The following is a 15,115-nucleotide window of genomic DNA, read 5'->3' on the forward strand; positions in this document are numbered from 1 at the left end:
GGGGCCGCGAACTTGATCGCCCGGGGGTGCGTGTTAGCACCCGGGACTCCCACCCGGCGCTCCGCCGGTGGCCTGGAGCCCTTCCGTGAACGCGCTCGCCCGTCCCCTGCCCGCCAGCTCAAGTGCCGAGATCCTCTGGGAGAGGATGTTGGACTGTCTCCGCCAGGACAAGCTCGAGTACGCGCTCGGGTGGATTGGCCGGATGCGGCCCCTGGAGGTGCGCGAGGACACCCTGGTCATGGGCGTGCCGGACCGCTTCTACCGCGACTGGCTGGACGACCACTACCGCCCGCTGCTCGAGTCCACGCTCGCGCGGGTGACGGACGGTCCGACGCAGCTCGCCTACGAGGTGGTGCCGGGCCTGGCCCCCGCGCCCACCCTCCAGGCGCCTCCCGCGTCCCACAAGCCCGAGGGCGCCCGGCCCCCGCGCATGAACGCGCGCTTCACCTTCCAGACCTTCGTGGTGGCCGACAGCAACCAGCTCGCGGCGGCCGCCGCCGCCGCGGTGAGCGACAGCCCGGGGCGGGCCTACAACCCGCTCTACATCTACGGCGGCACGGGCCTGGGCAAGACGCACCTGCTCCATGCCATCGGCAATAAAATCTGGGAGCGCGACCCGAGCCAGCGCGTGGTGTACCTGTCGAGCGAGCAGTTCACCAACGAGTTCATCGAGAGCGTGCGCGAGCAGCGCATGCCCGAGTTCCGGCGCAAGTTCCGCGACGAGTGCGACGTGCTGCTCATCGACGACGTGCAGTTCCTCGGGAGGAAGGAGGAGACGCAGCGCGAGTTCTTCCACACCTTCAACACGCTGCACGAGCTGGGCAAGGCCATCATCCTCACCAGCGACATGGTGCCCGCGGAGGTGCCGGGGCTCGAGGAGCGGCTGCGCAGCCGCTTCAGCATGGGGCTCATCACGGACATTCAAGAGCCCACGTTCGAGACGCGCGTGGCCATCCTCCAGAAGAAGGCGGTGCTCGAGGGCCTGGACCTGCCGGACGAGGTGGCGCACTTCATCGCCCGGGCCATCCAGAAGAACGTGCGCGAGCTGGAGGGAGCGCTGGTGAAGGTGAGCGCCATCCACTCGCTGAGCCGCCAGCCGGTGACGGTGGACTTCGCCGCGCACGTGCTCAAGGACGTGCTGCCCACGCGCCAGGTGGTGGACGTGGAGACCATCCAGAAGGAAGTGGCGCGCTACTACAAGGTGCCCGCCGAGGCGCTCAAGGAGGACCGGCGCCACAAGGCGCTCGCGCACGCGCGCCAGGTGGCCATGTACCTCAGCCGCAAGCTGACCAAGGCCTCGTTCCCGGAGATCGGCGCGCGCTTCAGCAAGGACCACTCCACCGTCATCTCCGCGGTGCGCAAGGTGGAGAAGCTGCGCGAGTCGGACCTCGGCGTGAAGCGCGAGCTGGATGAGCTCGAGGCGAAGCTGACGGGCGAGTAGGCGGCCCGAAGCACTCCCTTCCCTGACCTTTCGAGTGGGTTGACTGCGGGTGACCTGATGAGTCATCTTGCCCGCGCGGTCTCCACGAGAGGAGTGCGTCGATGGATCAGTGCATGTCGATGTCCACGGTGAAGGATGATCCGGCCCTCACGCCGGGTGAGCAGCGCATCCTGACGTTGATGGGGCAGGGCTTTGGACGCCTGGAGCAGCGCCAGCAAGTGCTGGAAAACAAGCTGGAAGCCCAGACGAAGCAGATGGAAGTCCAGGCGAAGCAGTTGTTGGATCTAACCTCCCGGGTCAGCCAGGAAGCCGCCGCCAGCAAGCAGCGCGACCGGCAACTGTCCGCGGACATCCAGCGTCTGCGCGAGCAGGCAGAGTTGCGAGACATCAACTGGCGCCAGACCTTCCATGGGGAGATGAACGCGTTCCGGGTCGAGGTCTCCGAGAAGTTCGACCAGCACAACACCCGGTTGGAGATGCTGGAGCAAGCCGCTGAGCGGGCCAACTCGGACCTGCGGCATCTCGACCAGCGCCTGGATGGACTCCAGCAGGAGCAGCACAAGCTGAACGCCCTGCTCGGGCGGGAGTACGCCTCCCACGGGCAGCCCTCTCTCATCCCCTGAGACGTCCGCGGTCGGGATGGACCCGTCGCCCATCCGGGACGCACCTTCCCGCCGCACACCCCCGGGACAACCCGGCACCGGGTTCGCTATACCGGGGCCCAGCACCCGCCCGCCGCGGGTTCCCGGCAACTCCCGTGCATCGGAGACTCCGCGGGGGGCTCCGCGCATGCACTCGGGAGGGTTCCGGAGGAGCAACACCCATGCGGTTGACGGTCTTTGGAGCGACGGGACGCGTCGGGCACACGCTGGTGCACGACGCGGTGGGGCAGGGGCACGAGGTGACGGCATACGTCCGGGACCCCAAGCGCCTGGGCATCAAGCACGGCAAGCTCCTCGTCAAGAAGGGCAGCCTGGAGGATGGCACCACCGTCGCCGAGGCCCTGCGCGGCTCGGACGTCGTGGTGAGCGCGATCGGCGCCCGCGACGCCACCCACCCCGTCTCGGTGGTGACCCACGCCACACGCGCCATCCTCGCGGCCATGAAGGCCGAGGGTGTCCAGCGGCTCGTGTCCGTGGGCGCCGCGGGACTGCTGCCCCACGCGGCCGGCGGCCTCACCGGCGAGCACGGCCTCCCCCCCTTCCTGCGCCACGCCTTCGAGGATCACCGCGGCGCGCTGCAGGCCCTGCAGGAGAGCGAGCTGGACTGGGTGGTGGTGTGCCCGCCCGTCATGCCCAGCGGCCTGAAGACGGGCAAGTACCGCGTCGCCGTGGAAGCCCTGCCCACCGGCGGCCGGCAGGTCTACGCCGAGGACGTGGCGGACTTCACCCTCAAGGTGGCCACCGGCACCGAGTACCACCGGGTGCGCGTGGGCATCGTCGGCGACTGAGCCCCGGCCTACGGCAGCACGGGCGCCTCCACGTCCGTGACGATGAGCGTGTTGGTGCGCGCGTCCACGCTCACCCGCCCCCGGGACGACAACAGCGCCTGGACCTGGGGCAGCAGATCCGCCGCCCGCGCGTGGCTCACGGGGAGAAACCACGTGCGCAACGGGCCCTCGTCCTTGCGCGCCTGGGCGAGCCGCACCCGCGCCGCGGCCTCTTCCTGGAGCACCCGCAGGGGCGCCACGCGCAGGATGTTGCCCTTGCGCTCCATGCCCAGCCCCTGGGACACCAGCACCCCCTGGAACGCCTGCGTCCACGGCACGTCGCGCAGCGTGAGCGTCACCGTGCCCCGTACCTCCTCGGAGAGCACCAGGTTCAGCCCGCCCAGCTCCGCGAGCCCCCGCAGCACCTGCTCCACCGGAGCCCGCACCACGTCGAGCGAGACATGTCGGGTCGGCCTCGGCTCGCGCGCCTGGACGGGCAGGGCGGTGAGGGCCAGCGCGAGCCACACGGCGCGGGAAGAGCGCATGAAGGACCTCCAGGGGACGGGTGGTGGCCCAGTGTAGCGCCCTTCCCGGCGGACGGACACGCGGCCCCGGCATTCCCCGGCCCTCCGCCCCCCTCGAACGCAGGAGGGCACAGCGGCCATCCAGGAGGAGCCCGGGGAGCGCACCCCGGGGCGGCCTTGTGACGCGCCCCTCGCACCCCCATCTCTCACGGGGGGCTTCCCCACGCACGAGGGTACACCCATGGCGAACCACGACTCAGGCCACTGCAAGGATTGCCGTTACTTCAACAGCCAGAGCACCCACCCGAGCGGCTCGGAAATCGCTCAATGCCGGCAGCCGGAGCTGGAGGACTTCGACCTGATGGTGGCCGGGGACTGCGGCTGCAACGCCTTCGAGGCCCGGACGGAAGCGGACATCTCCCCCGGCAGGCCCCTGGATGAACCCTCGCCCATGATGCATTGAGCAGTGCATGTTCCATCCCAAGGGACCCGGTCTCGGAGAGCTGCTCCACCAGGGCTTGCAGTCCGTGGAGCGCGGTTATGACCTGCTCGCCCCGAAGTTCGACTACACGCCCTTCCGCACGCCCGAGGACGTGCTGACGGCGAGCTTCGCCCTGGCCGGAGCCCCCCGGAGCGTGGACCGGGCCCTGGACGTGTGCTGCGGCACGGGAGCCGCCCTGCGCCACCTGCGCCCCCTGTGCCGCCAGGACGTGGTGGGCGTGGACGTGAGCCAGGGCATGCTCGACGAGGCCCGGCGCAACCTGGAGCACGCGCCCGGCGAGGCCCGCGTGGAGCTGGTGCGCGGCGACGCCCTGGCGCTGCCATGGCACGGGGCGTTCGACCTGGTGACGAGCTTCGGGGCCTTCGGCCACATCCTCGAGCGCGACGAGCCCCGTCTGGTGGAGGGCATCCACCGCGTCCTGCGCCCGGGTGGCCGCTTCCTCTTCGTCACCGCGGATCGGCCCTCGCCCTGGCGCCCCGGCTACTGGATGGCGCGCGCCTTCAATGCCGCCATGCACGTGCGCAACGCGCTCTGGCGGCCTCCCTTCGTCATGTACTACCTCACCTTCCTGCTGCCACGTGCCCGCTCCCTCCTGGAAGCCCGGGGCTTCCACGTGGCCGTGCACCGCGACCCCCTGCCCGAACGTTACGCCCGGGCTGGACTGTGCGTGGTGATCGCCACCCGGGCATGACCTGGACCGAGGACTGACCGTGCAGGTCTGACCAGGACATCCTATCATCCTGGAGTTCCTTGACTGCCGGAGTTGTGCCCCGTCCATGACCTCCCCGACCCCCCCGTCCGAGGCGAGCACGAATCCGGAGACGTGGCGGCGGCGCAAACGGACGACCGTGATGTTCGCCGCGATCATCCCGCTGCTCTACCCGCTGGACTGGCTCGCCCTGGGCCACTGGAGCCTCGCTCCCCTGGGGGTGCGGCTGCTCTGGTCCGCGCAGATGCTGCTGTACACGGTGCTGTACCCAGGGCTGGGCCCGCGCTGGGAGCAGCGGCTCGCCAACGTCAACAGCATCGCCGCCAGCTGCTGCTTCCTCGCCCTCATCCACGTCACCGGGGACGAGCGCAGTCCCTACCTCCACCTGCTGCCCAGCATGCCGCTCATCATCGCGCTCATCCAGCCGCGCGACGGGACGCCCGCCCTGCTCAGCGGCATCGTCTGCACCCTGGGCACGATGCTGATGTTGCTCGCCCAGGGCCGGCCCATCGCGGCGCTCGGCTGGGCCCTGCTCATCGGCTCGGCCACGTTCTTCGGCATGTACGGCGCGGAGCAGTCCCGCAAGGCGCAGGAGGCCGAGCACGCCGTGCGTCTGGAGCGCGCCCGCAGCGAGAGCCTGGAGAAGCTCGCCCTGGCCGAGCGCCAGCGCGCCCAGACGGAGAAGCTGGCCACCGTGGGCAGGCTCGCGGCGGGCGTGGTGCATGAAATCAACAACCCGCTGGCCTTCGTGCGCTCCAACCTGGAGTTCCTGCGCACCGAGGTGCTGCGCCAGCCCCTGCCCGAAGAGGCCCACGCGGAGCTGGGCGAGGTGTTCGAGGAGACGCGCCAGGGCGTCGAGCGCATCCGGCAGATCGTCTCGGACCTGCGGGGCTTCTCGCACATGGACATGGAGGAGCCGACCGAGTGCGCGCTGGCGGACGTGGTGACGGACGCGGCGCGGCTGGCGGCCGTGCGGCTCAAGCACGTGGCGCGACTGACGGTGGCGCTGCCCCCGGAGCTGCCCGGCGTCTTCGCCATCCGCCGGCGCCTGGCGCAGGTGGTGCTCAACCTGCTCGTCAACGCGGGGGACGCCCTGGAGGAGGCGCGGGTGCACGGCGGCGAGGTGCGTGTCACGGGCGTGGCCGATGGGAAGCGCGTGGCGCTCCTGGTGGAGGACAACGGCCCGGGCTTTCCCCCCGAGGTGATGCCCCGCCTCTTCGAGTCCTTCTTCACCACCAAGGGCCCCGACAAGGGCACGGGGCTCGGGCTGGCCCTGTCGCGCGAGCTGGTGGAACGCTTCGGCGGCACGCTCGTGGCCGAGAACCGTCCCGAGGGCGGCGCCCGGCTGCGCCTGGAGTTGCCCGTGCGGGCCCCATCACCCGGGGGTTGAGCCCCGGACGCGCCGACTTTCCGCGCTCCGTCCTCGCGAGGGCACGTGCTAAGCGGGTTGCCTCTCACCTACCCCGAGGAGGGCCCCGCTCGCATGAAAGCGTTCATCGCCGCCACCGCCCTCGCCCTTGGCCTTCCGGCCTTCGCCCAGCAAGAGGCGAAGCCGCTCCAGCCCGGACGCGAGGCACTCTCCATCCCCTACGACAAGTACTCGCTGCCCAATGGCCTGGAGGTGCTGCTCGCGCGCGACCCCAAGCTGCCCGTGGTGGCCGTCAACGTCTGGTACCACGTGGGCGCCTATGACGAGCAGCCGGGCCGCACCGGCTTCGCCCACCTCTTCGAGCACATGATGTTCCAGGGCTCCAAGCACGTGCCGGATGACGTGCACATCGCGCTGCTCGAGCAGCTGGGCGGCACGGACCTCAACGGCACCACCAACTTCGATCGCACCAACTACTTCGAGACCGTGCCGAGCAACCAGCTCGCCACCGCGCTGTGGCTGGAGAGCGACCGGATGGGCTTCTTGCTCGACGCGCTCGACGAGAAGAAGCTGCGCACCCAGCAGGAGGTGGTGAAGAACGAGCGCCGCCAGGGCGTGGAGACGCGCCCCTACGGCATCGCCCAGGAGAAGTTCTGGCAGACGCTCTTCCCCGCGCCCCACCCCTACCACGGCAAGGTCATCGGCTCGATGGCGGACCTGGACGCCGCCACCGTGGAGGACGTGAAGGCCTTCTTCCGCAAGTGGTACGCCCCCGCCAACGCCACGCTCGCCGTGGTGGGGGACTTCGAGCCCCAAGAGGCCCGCGCCCTCATCGAGAAGTACTTCGCCACGCTGCCGAGCAACCCCAAGCCCGCGCGCCCCGAGGTGGCCCCGGTGAAGCTCACCGAGGAGAAGCTCGTCCGGCACGACGAGAAGATCGGCACGCTGCCCCTGGTCGTCATCGGCTGGCACACCCCGCCGTACCTGAGCGAGGGCGATGCCATCGCGGACATGCTCGGCATCGTGCTCGGCACGGGCAAGTCCAGCCGGCTCTACAAGCGGCTCGTGGTGGACAAGGGGCTCGCCCAGAGCGTGAGCGCCTCCCAGCAGAGCCTCGGCGCCCAGTCCGTCTTCACCGTGGAGGCGGTGGCCCGGCCCGGCGTGTCCAGCGACGCGCTCGTGAAGGAGATCGACGCGGTGCTCGAGGAGATGCGCCGCTCGGGCCCGACGTCCGCGGAGCTCGACCAGGCGCGCACGCGCTTCGAGACGCAGATGCTCGCCGGGCTCCAGTCGGTGGGAGGCTTTGGCGGCAAGGCGGACACGCTGCAGAGCTACAACCACTTCCGGGGTGACCCGGGCTTCCTGGTGCACGACCTGGAGCGCTACGACGCGGTGACGCCCGAGCGCGTGCGCGACTTCGCCCGCGACACGCTCAAGCCCACCGAGCGCGTGGTGCTCCACGCCGTGCCCTCGCCGTCGAGCCCGTCCTCCACCCCCTCGAAGGAGAAGCCGTGATGCGCCGCCTGTTCCTCGCCGTCTCCACCCTGGCGCTGCTCGCCGCGGCCTGCCGCTCGGCGCCCCAGCCCACGCCCGAGCCGTCCCCGGCCCCCGGCTCCCAGGCCCCCGCCACGCCCCCTGCGGACCCCGAGTCCTTCCGGGATCAGCCCCCCACCGCCGGCCCCGCGCCCGAGCTGGTGCTGCCCCGCTTCGAGCAGGCGGTGCTGGACAACGGGCTCACCGTGCTGGTGAGCACGCGCAAGGAGCTGCCACTGGTGTACGTGGGCACCGCCTTCGCCGCGGGCAGCGCGACCGACCCCCAGGGCAAGTGGGGCCTGGCGGATCTCACCTACAAGATGATGCTGGAGGGGGCGGCCGGGAAGGACACGCTCGCCCTGGACCAGGCCTTCCAGAACCTGGGCGTGTCGCCCTCGGTGAGCGTCGGCTCGGACGGGGCCGTCCTGGGCGTGCGGGTGCTCCAGCGCAACACCGAGGCGGCGCTGGCGCTCATCACCCAGGTGGTGCGCCAGCCCACGTTCGCGCCCAAGGACTTCGAGCGGCGCCAGAAGCTGCAACTGGCCGAGCTGGTGCGCGCCCTGGGCAGCCCGGGCTTCCTCGCGCAGCGCACGTTCCTCGACGTGGTGTTCGGCGCGGCGCACCCCTATGGGCACCCGACCAGCGGCCTGCCGGAGACGGTGGGCGCGGTGACGGTGCGCGACGTGAAGGCCTTCTACGAGAAGAACGTGGGCCCGCGCACCACGGCGCTGGTGATGACGGGCGACATCACGCTGGAGCAGGCGGTGGCGCTGGCGAAGAAGTCCTTCGGCGACTGGAAGGGCAAGGCCGTGCTGCCCCCGGTGCCGCCCGCGCCCCCCACGCCCGCGCGCGGCCAGGTGGTGTTCGTGCCCAAGGCGGGGTTGGATCAGACGATCGTCCTGATGGGCCGGCCGGGCATCGCCGCGGGCCATGAGGACGAGTCCGCACTGGACCTGGCCACCACGGTGTTCGGCGGCTTCTTCGGCAGCCGGCTGAACATGAACCTGCGCGAGGACAAGGGCTACAGCTATGGGGCCAACTCGGGCTCGGACGCGCGGCTGGGCGTGGGGCCGGTGACGGCGTCCGCGTCGGTGCGCGCGGACGTGACGGGCGCGGCGGTCACCGAGTTCGTCAACGAGCTCAAGGGCCTGCGCGAGCGCCCCATCACCCCGCGGGAGCTGGAGCCGGCGCGCGAGGGCCTCATCCGCGCGTTCCCCGGCAGCTTCGAGTCGGTGGAGGGCCTGGGCTCCAGCGCCTCGGAGCTCTTCCTGCGTCGGCGTCCCCTGGACGAGTACGCGCGCACGGTGGCGGGCCTGGAGAAGGCCACGCCCGCCGAGGTGCAGCGCGTGGCGGAGGCCTACCTGGGCCCGGACGCCATGCAGATCGTCCTGGTGGGAGACCCCGAGGTCATCCAGCAGCAGGTGGGGCCGCTGGGGCTCGGCAAGCTGGTGGCGAAGGAGCCGGCGAAGGCACCGGCCCCCAAGCCCTGACGCTCAGCGCGCATCCGCCTCCTCTTCCTCGGACTCCGTGCGGACGTGGCGCCGGCGGAACTGCTCGTCGGCCTCGTCGATGGGGCTGCGCACGTCGGGCACGGGGCCGCCCACGGGAGCATTGCTGTCCAGGGCGAACTTCTCCTCCGAGCTCGCGTGGATGGAGTCGGCGGCGTAGAGGGGCCGGGTGTCATCGGCCTCCAGGCCCCGCTCCACGCGATCCTTCGCGAAGGGAGGCTTGCCACTGGGGTTCTCGTGCGGATGCAGGGGGCTGTACTTCCTCGGCTTGTCGGCCATGGGAAGGCTCCTCGGATGCGGACGCGCGGGGTTGCGCGCATCCGTCAATGTGCGGCGGGCCCTCGGCCCACGGCTACCCGGAGCCGGAAGAGGGCCCGCCCGCCCGCCCGCCACGGGAGCACGAGGCCCCGCGAGGAGCGCTCAGGCGACGGAACGGAACTCGGCGGCGAAGCCGAGCAGCCGGCGAATGGCCTGTTCGTGGTCTCCCTGACAGGCGGCGAGGAAGGGCTGGGCCCACTCCTGGCCCGCGGGCACGCCCTTCTCGTCCTGGAGCCAGCGCTCGAAGCGCACGTATTCCTCGTCCCGGGCACCCACGAGTCCGAGGCACAAGCGGTAGCCAGCGATGAGACCCTCCATGCGCCGCACCGTGATAGGGCCGATGAACATGAACAACCGCCCCTCGCTGTCACCGATCCTCTGGCGGATCTCCATGAGGAAATCCAAGGTGGCCGCGGGCATCCGCGCGGGCGCCAACCGGGGCGTGCTGGTGGCGAGCTGCTCGCACTCCGAATCGTTCCAGGGAAGCGCGGCGAGCGCCTCGGGGGAGATCGCCCGGAACTCCGCGACGTAGTCCAGGAACTTGCGCAGCGCGCGCGTCTGATCCCCGCCACATTCGCTTAAGTAGACAGACTCCCAACCCTCCGCCGGCCACGCGCGTTTGATGTCACGGAACCAGGTGTTGAAGAGCAGGTCCGGCCCCTCGTCCACACCCAGTGAGTCCAGACACAATCCGTAACCACCCCTGAAACAGTTCACCCAATCGACATCGGGCATCCCGATGTACCGGTAGGGACCCACCGGGCGCGCATCCATGTCCTGGCGGATGCGCAGCAGCAGTTCCAGCAAGGGCACCACGGGCTTCAGCCCCGTGGGCGGAGGAGTGGATGGACTCATGGAACCCTCGCCGTCGTGTTGACGACCTTCTCGGTGATGGCCGAGTGCGCTCCCAATCGGCTCATATACTCCGCCCAGGGCATTCCGGCGGCGCCCGTATAGGCGCCATAGGCGCGGCCCTGCATCCGAACCAACACGTGATAGCCCGTGTGGCTGATACTCGCTTCATTTCCGTTCCCCTGCTTGAACACGATGTATCCGACGCTTTCCCAGTGCTCGGTGGTTAGTTGCACGAATTCGGGCTTGCCACCCAACTGGGTGAAGGCCGTGTGGATGCTCTGGGCGACGCCCTGGCACGCCCCCGCCACCTGCTTGCTCGCCTCGAACGACGCGCGGGCCGCCAACAACCAGGCCGGTGCTTCCTTGCCCGTGGTCAGCACCCAATAGTCGATGGCCTCCGCCACCTGGCCACGCGCCAGCAGACTGAAGGTGTGGGCGCGCAGGGAGTCGGCCGCCAGCACTTGCGTGGCCACCACCTCGGCAACGGGAGCCGTCGCGCCCGCCGTCCCGGAGAGGCCCACCAGCAGGAACATGGCCAAGCAGCCACGCAGGAAGCTCATGGAAACCCAGGCTATCCCCTGAAAGCCTCGTAGAAAGCGCTCAGGCTGCGCGGAACTCGGCGGCGAAGCCGAGCAGCCGGCGGATGGCCTGTTCGTGGTCTCCCCCACAGGCGGAGAGGAAGGGCTGGGCCCACTCCTGACCCGTGGGCACACCCTTCTCGTCCTGGAGCCAGCGCTCGAAGCGCACGTACTCCTCGTCCCGAGCGCCCACCAGTCCAAGACACAGACGATAGCCGGCGATGAGTCCCTCCATGCGCCGCACCGTGATGGGACCGATGAACATCCCCAGGCGTCCCTCGGTATCGCCAATCTCCCGGCGGATCTCCATGAGGAAGTCCAAGGTGGGTTGGGGCGCCCGCGTGGGCATCAATTGGGGAGCGCGCGTGGCGAACTGGACATCCTCCGGGATGCGCCAGGAAATCGCGGACAGGTCCTCGGAAGAGAGCGTGCGGAACTCCGCGACGTAGTCCAGGTACTTGCGCAGCGCGCGCGTCTGATCGCCGCCACATTCACGCAGGTACGCGGGTTCCCAACCTTCTCCGGGCCACGCGAGTCTGACATCCCTCAGCCAGACGCCAAACAATACGTCCGACCCCTCGTCAACGCCGAGGACATCAAGACATTCGCGGTACCCGCCCTTGAAACAGTTCACCCAATCGACATCGGGCATCCCGATGTACCGATAGGGGCCCACCGGGCGCGTGTCCATGTCCTGACGGACGCGCAGCAGCAGTTCCAGCATGGGCACCGCGGGCTTCAACCCGGTAGCGGGAGGAAGAGTGGATGGACTCATCGCACCCTCGCCACGGTCTCGACGACCTTCTCGGTGATCTCCAAGCGTGCGCCCAACCGGCTCATGTACTCCGCCCAGGGCATTCCGGCGGCGCCCGTGTAGGCGTCATAGGCACGGCCCTGCATCCGAACCAGCACGTGGTAGCCCGTGTGGCTGACATTCACGTCCTTGCCGTTCGTCAGTTTGAACATGATGTACCCGAACTCCTTCTGGGAGCGGGTCGTCAGCTGCACGAACTCGGGCTTGCCGCCCAACTGGGTGAAGGCGGTGTGGATGCTCTGGGCAACGCCCTGACATGCCCCCGCCACCTGCTTGCCCGCCTCGAACGACGTGCGCATCGCCAACAACCAGGCCGGGGCCTCCTTGCCCGTGGTCAGTACCCAGTAGTCGATGGCCTCCGTCACCTGGCCACGCGCCAGCAGGCTGAAGGTGTGGGCGCGCAGGGAGTCGGCCGCCAGCACCTGCGTGGCCACCACCTCGGCCACGGGAGCCGTCGCGCCCGCCGTCCCGGAGAGGCCCACCAGCAGGAACATGGCCAGGCAGCCACGCAGGAAGTTCATGGAAAACCAGGTTATCTCCATGAAAACCGCAATTCAAGAACCCGCCACACCTCGTACGTCACACCCCTCCCACCAGGATGGAAAAGTCAGGTGACGCCGAGGGCCCGCTGACTCCGGGTACGTGGCATGCGCCCCTCGCGGCGGATATAGGGACCGCCCATGAAAGCCCCCCCGCACGGCCCTCCCTTCGCCAGCTCCACCACCTGGAACGCGCTCGGAGAGGGGCGCTATGCCGGCCGGGTGCTTCCCCACTGGTTCCAGGGACGCGGCTCCTACGGCGGACTGCTGGGCGGCGCGCTCCTGCGCTCGATGATGCGCGAGCTGAACGAGCCCGAGCGCATGCCACGCTCGTTCACCGTGCACTTCTGCGCCCCCGTCACCGAGCAGGACGCGCTCATCACCGTGCGCCTGGAGCGCGCCGGACGTCAGGTCTCGCACCTGTCCGCGCGGCTGGAGCAGGCGGGGCAGGTGGCGTGTCTGGCGAGCGCCACCTTCGCCACCTCGCGCGACACGCCGCTCGTGTTCACCGAGGCTCGCCCGCCCCAGGTGCCCCCGCCCCACGCGCTGCCCTCGGCGCCCACCGAGGCGATGCCCGCCTTCTGCGCCCAATTCGACTACCGCTGGTGCGTGGGCGCGCTGCCCTCCTCCGGAGCCGCCGAGGCACGGCTGGGCGGGTGGATCCGCCCGCGCGTGGCCGAGCCGCTCGACGCGCCGCTCGTGGTGGGCCTGCTGGATGCCTATCCCCCGGCGGCGTTCGCCCGCGTGGACGGCCCCGCCCTGGGCGCCACCATGGACTACACGGTGCACTTCTACGCCCCCCTGCCGCTCGCCTCCGCCTCGCCCGAGTCCTTCTACCTGCGCGCGGGCCAGTCCCGGCACGCCGCCCTGGGCTACGCGGACGAGCTGGCCGACCTGTGGAGCGAGGACGGCCAGCTCCTCGCCCAGCTGCGGCAGATGGCGGCCATCTTTCCCCAGACGCGCTGAGCGGCACGCTCGCGCCAGAGGTGACTTCCTCTCGCGGCGGGGCTCGGGTAGTTTGCGCCGCCCGGCGTGCCGTGCCCCGCGCGCTGCACGCCGCGATTACCCCCCGAGGTTCCCCTACACATGGCAAGGATTTCCCAGGATCAGACCCAGGAGCGCCGCGCGTTCCTGCTCGAGCTCTTCCGCTCCCAGCCCGACATCAGCCGCAACGAGGCGATGGAGACATACAAGGACCGCTTCGGCGCCTCGCTCAACGCCAAGACGTTCAACGAGCTGCGGGAGCAGGCGCTGAGCGAGGTGGAAGCCCGCGCCGACCGGGCCGAGGAGTCCCAGCCGGACACCGACGCCGACGCCGATGCCGACACCGACGCCGACGCCGACGCGCCCGCCGAGGAGTCCTCGGCCGCCCCGCTGCGCGTGGTGCCCACCGTCGTCGAGTCCGCCGCCGCCGGCGCGCCTCCCGCGGCCAAGAAGCCCAAGCCCGGCAAGGGCCCGGGCGTGAAGAACGTGTTCGTGGACGCCACGCAGGAGCAGCTCCAGTTCCTCGAGCGCGTGGTGCACCAGCTCCAGGAGGCCGGGGCGAACAACATCCGCATCGACCACGGCACGGAGCGCTGGATGGTGCTCACCGTGGAAGCGAAGTAGACGGACGCCTCCCGCCTGCCCGCGCGGTCTTCCCCGCGCGGGCGGCCTCAGAAGTCGTTGCCCTCCAGGTGCAGCGCGGGCGCCGGGCGGTGCGCCGGGTCCACCACGCACGGGGCCTCGGTGGCCTCGAAGGCGCGCGGGCGCAACAGCCGCAGGGTGAGCACGAGCGCGAGGAACAACAGCGCGCACGCGCCGGTGACGAGGCGCACGCCCCACCGGTCGGCCAACAGGCCCTGCAACCACACCCCCGCGGCGTACCCCACGGCGATCATCATGCTGTAGAGGCTGCTGATGCGGCCCTGGAGCTCGCGCGGCACGCGCAGCTGGCACGTGGTGTTGATGCAGGTGAGCGAGGCCATGTAGAGCGCGCCCAGGCCGACGATGGCGAGCGCCGCGGCGTGCAGCGTGGGCGTCATCCAGTACACCGCCGCCATGGGCCCCAGCAGGATGAGACACGCCTCGAGCAGGCGCCGGCGCCCCAGCCGCTCCATGAGGGGCCCGAGCAGCATCGCCGCGAGCACCGCGCCCACGCCCTGCATGGTGACGAGCAGCGAGGTGGCGGCCGCCCCCTGCTGGAAGACGCGGATGGCGAACACCGGCACCAGCCCGATGAAGGGCGCCACGAGCGCCGACACCAGCAGCGCGCCCACCATGGCCAGGCGGATGCCCGCGTCGTCCCGGGCCACCTGGGCGCCGCGCCGGATGCCGGACCACAGGGGCTCGTGCCGCCGCTCGCCCACGCGCTCCAGGGGCCGCACGTGCCAGAGCGCCACGAGCACCGCCACGAAGGACAGCGTGTTGATGGCCAGCGCCCAGGCAATTCCCCCCGCGGCGAGCACTCCCGCGGCGATCGCCGGGCCCATGATGCGCCCGAGGTTGTACTGCGCCGAGTTGAGGCTCACCGCGCTGGACAGGTCCTCCGGGGGCACCGACTGGGAGATGAGCGCGGAGAAGGCCGGGTTGATGAGGCTGTTGGTGCACCCGTTGAGCAGCGACAGCACGGCCACCGCGGGCACGGTGAGCCGGCCGGTGAGCGCGAGCACCGTGAGCACCAGCGCCAGCAGCGCCTGCACGAGCGTGCCCGCGGCGACCCACTTGCGCCGATCGAACCGGTCCGCGAGCGCTCCGCCCACCGGCGACATCACCACCGCGGGCAGGAAGGTCAGCGCGGCGATGCCTCCGGTGGCCTCGGCGCGGCCCGTCACCGTGGTGACGAAGACGCCCAGTGCGAGCGTCTCCATCCACGTGCCGATGTTGGAGATGAGCGTTCCCCACCAGACGTGGACGAAATCCCGGTGCCCGAAGGCCCGGAGCGACGAATAGCGAGACAAATGAAGGGTACGCACGGCCCTCCCTTTGTATCGCATTTGCCCCGTCCGCGCAGGCCC

17 protein-coding genes are annotated in these 15,115 nt (G+C 70.4%); 10 read left to right on the top strand and 7 right to left on the bottom strand.

Annotated features, from left to right (window positions below; all coding sequences use genetic code 11):
- Nucleotides 1-85: 85 nt before the first annotated feature.
- From dnaA to CYFUS_RS00015, 3 genes are all read left to right on the top strand, one after another.
- On the top strand, nt 86-1,441 hold the full coding sequence (dnaA, locus tag CYFUS_RS00005; protein ID WP_095983322.1) for a chromosomal replication initiator protein DnaA: 1,356 nt from the start codon (nt 86-88) through the stop codon (nt 1,439-1,441).
- Nucleotides 1,442-1,554: 113 nt separating this feature from the next.
- A complete protein-coding gene (locus tag CYFUS_RS00010; RefSeq protein ID WP_157758134.1) occupies nt 1,555-2,064 on the top strand; it encodes a hypothetical protein in 510 nt (169 codons plus the stop codon).
- A gap of 200 nt (nt 2,065-2,264) precedes the next feature.
- Nucleotides 2,265-2,891 (top strand): NAD(P)-dependent oxidoreductase, encoded by a 627-nt coding sequence (locus CYFUS_RS00015; RefSeq protein ID WP_095983324.1) that lies wholly within the window; start codon nt 2,265-2,267, stop codon nt 2,889-2,891.
- Nucleotides 2,892-2,899: 8 nt separating this feature from the next.
- Here CYFUS_RS00015 and CYFUS_RS00020 read toward each other — a convergent pair whose 3' ends face one another.
- Nucleotides 2,900-3,415: a secretin and TonB N-terminal domain-containing protein gene (locus CYFUS_RS00020; RefSeq protein WP_095983325.1), complete on the bottom strand. Its 516-nt coding sequence runs from the start codon at nt 3,413-3,415 to the stop codon at nt 2,900-2,902.
- 220 nt (nt 3,416-3,635) lie between these two features.
- Between CYFUS_RS00020 and CYFUS_RS00025 the strand changes: the two genes are divergently transcribed.
- The 5 genes from CYFUS_RS00025 (at nt 3,636) to CYFUS_RS00045 (ending at nt 8,997) form a co-directional block, all read left to right on the top strand.
- Entirely contained in the window at nt 3,636-3,857 is a 222-nt protein-coding gene (locus tag CYFUS_RS00025; protein ID WP_095983326.1) for a hypothetical protein, read from the top strand.
- Nucleotides 3,858-3,864: 7 nt separating this feature from the next.
- Nucleotides 3,865-4,587 (top strand): class I SAM-dependent methyltransferase, encoded by a 723-nt coding sequence (locus CYFUS_RS00030; protein ID WP_095983327.1) that lies wholly within the window; start codon nt 3,865-3,867, stop codon nt 4,585-4,587.
- Nucleotides 4,588-4,672: 85 nt separating this feature from the next.
- Nucleotides 4,673-5,995 carry a sensor histidine kinase gene (locus CYFUS_RS00035; protein ID WP_095983328.1) on the top strand — a complete coding sequence of 441 codons (1,323 nt, stop codon included), beginning with the start codon at nt 4,673-4,675 and terminating at the stop codon, nt 5,993-5,995.
- Between the two features lie 93 nt (nt 5,996-6,088).
- Entirely contained in the window at nt 6,089-7,489 is a 1,401-nt protein-coding gene (locus CYFUS_RS00040) for a M16 family metallopeptidase (RefSeq protein ID WP_095983329.1), read from the top strand.
- Nucleotides 7,489-8,997, top strand: a complete 1,509-nt coding sequence (locus tag CYFUS_RS00045; RefSeq protein ID WP_095983330.1) for a M16 family metallopeptidase — start codon at nt 7,489-7,491, stop codon at nt 8,995-8,997. The genes CYFUS_RS00040 and CYFUS_RS00045 overlap by 1 nt, the downstream gene beginning before the upstream one ends.
- A gap of 3 nt (nt 8,998-9,000) precedes the next feature.
- On the opposite strand, the gene CYFUS_RS00050 is transcribed toward CYFUS_RS00045, so the two are convergent.
- From CYFUS_RS00050 to CYFUS_RS00070, 5 genes are all read right to left on the bottom strand, one after another.
- Nucleotides 9,001-9,294, bottom strand: a complete 294-nt coding sequence (locus CYFUS_RS00050; RefSeq protein WP_095983331.1) for a hypothetical protein — start codon at nt 9,292-9,294, stop codon at nt 9,001-9,003.
- A gap of 141 nt (nt 9,295-9,435) precedes the next feature.
- Entirely contained in the window at nt 9,436-10,146 is a 711-nt protein-coding gene (locus CYFUS_RS00055; RefSeq protein ID WP_232537276.1) for a hypothetical protein, read from the bottom strand.
- A 38-nt stretch (nt 10,147-10,184) separates the two neighbouring features.
- Entirely contained in the window at nt 10,185-10,748 is a 564-nt protein-coding gene (locus CYFUS_RS00060; protein WP_095983333.1) for a hypothetical protein, read from the bottom strand.
- A gap of 40 nt (nt 10,749-10,788) precedes the next feature.
- Entirely contained in the window at nt 10,789-11,541 is a 753-nt protein-coding gene (locus tag CYFUS_RS00065) for a hypothetical protein (RefSeq protein ID WP_095983334.1), read from the bottom strand.
- Entirely contained in the window at nt 11,538-12,101 is a 564-nt protein-coding gene (locus CYFUS_RS00070) for a hypothetical protein (protein WP_095983335.1), read from the bottom strand. The genes CYFUS_RS00065 and CYFUS_RS00070 overlap by 4 nt, the downstream gene beginning before the upstream one ends.
- Nucleotides 12,102-12,260: 159 nt before the next feature.
- Between CYFUS_RS00070 and CYFUS_RS00075 the strand changes: the two genes are divergently transcribed.
- Both CYFUS_RS00075 and CYFUS_RS00080 read left to right on the top strand, forming a co-directional pair.
- A complete protein-coding gene (locus CYFUS_RS00075; protein WP_095983336.1) occupies nt 12,261-13,085 on the top strand; it encodes an acyl-CoA thioesterase in 825 nt (274 codons plus the stop codon).
- Nucleotides 13,086-13,205: 120 nt separating this feature from the next.
- Complete coding sequence (locus CYFUS_RS00080; RefSeq protein ID WP_095983337.1) at nt 13,206-13,727, top strand: hypothetical protein; 522 nt, start codon at nt 13,206-13,208, stop codon at nt 13,725-13,727.
- A 47-nt stretch (nt 13,728-13,774) separates the two neighbouring features.
- Here the strand turns inward: CYFUS_RS00080 and CYFUS_RS00085 are convergent, their stop codons facing one another.
- On the bottom strand, nt 13,775-15,073 hold the full coding sequence (locus tag CYFUS_RS00085; protein WP_095983338.1) for an MFS transporter: 1,299 nt from the start codon (nt 15,071-15,073) through the stop codon (nt 13,775-13,777).
- Nucleotides 15,074-15,115: the final 42 nt, after the last annotated feature.

It is taken from the genome of Cystobacter fuscus (assembly GCF_002305875.1).
Classification (GTDB): domain Bacteria; phylum Myxococcota; class Myxococcia; order Myxococcales; family Myxococcaceae; genus Cystobacter; species Cystobacter fuscus_A.

Excerpts from the sequence above, each read along its gene's own strand:
- CYFUS_RS00010 (WP_157758134.1), top strand. The coding sequence starts at position 1,555 with ATGTCGATGTCCACGGTGAAGGATGATCCGGCCCTCACGCCGGGTGAG.
- CYFUS_RS00015 (WP_095983324.1), top strand. The coding sequence starts at position 2,265 with ATGCGGTTGACGGTCTTTGGAGCGACGGGACGCGTCGGGCACACGCTG.
- CYFUS_RS00020 (WP_095983325.1), bottom strand. The coding sequence starts at position 3,415 with ATGCGCTCTTCCCGCGCCGTGTGGCTCGCGCTGGCCCTCACCGCCCTG.
- CYFUS_RS00025 (WP_095983326.1), top strand. The coding sequence starts at position 3,636 with ATGGCGAACCACGACTCAGGCCACTGCAAGGATTGCCGTTACTTCAAC.
- CYFUS_RS00030 (WP_095983327.1), top strand. The coding sequence starts at position 3,865 with ATGTTCCATCCCAAGGGACCCGGTCTCGGAGAGCTGCTCCACCAGGGC.
- CYFUS_RS00035 (WP_095983328.1), top strand. The coding sequence starts at position 4,673 with ATGACCTCCCCGACCCCCCCGTCCGAGGCGAGCACGAATCCGGAGACG.
- CYFUS_RS00040 (WP_095983329.1), top strand. The coding sequence starts at position 6,089 with ATGAAAGCGTTCATCGCCGCCACCGCCCTCGCCCTTGGCCTTCCGGCC.
- CYFUS_RS00045 (WP_095983330.1), top strand. The coding sequence starts at position 7,489 with ATGCGCCGCCTGTTCCTCGCCGTCTCCACCCTGGCGCTGCTCGCCGCG.
- CYFUS_RS00050 (WP_095983331.1), bottom strand. The coding sequence starts at position 9,294 with ATGGCCGACAAGCCGAGGAAGTACAGCCCCCTGCATCCGCACGAGAAC.
- CYFUS_RS00060 (WP_095983333.1), bottom strand. The coding sequence starts at position 10,748 with ATGAGCTTCCTGCGTGGCTGCTTGGCCATGTTCCTGCTGGTGGGCCTC.
- CYFUS_RS00065 (WP_095983334.1), bottom strand. The coding sequence starts at position 11,541 with ATGAGTCCATCCACTCTTCCTCCCGCTACCGGGTTGAAGCCCGCGGTG.
- CYFUS_RS00070 (WP_095983335.1), bottom strand. The coding sequence starts at position 12,101 with ATGAACTTCCTGCGTGGCTGCCTGGCCATGTTCCTGCTGGTGGGCCTC.
- CYFUS_RS00075 (WP_095983336.1), top strand. The coding sequence starts at position 12,261 with ATGAAAGCCCCCCCGCACGGCCCTCCCTTCGCCAGCTCCACCACCTGG.
- CYFUS_RS00080 (WP_095983337.1), top strand. The coding sequence starts at position 13,206 with ATGGCAAGGATTTCCCAGGATCAGACCCAGGAGCGCCGCGCGTTCCTG.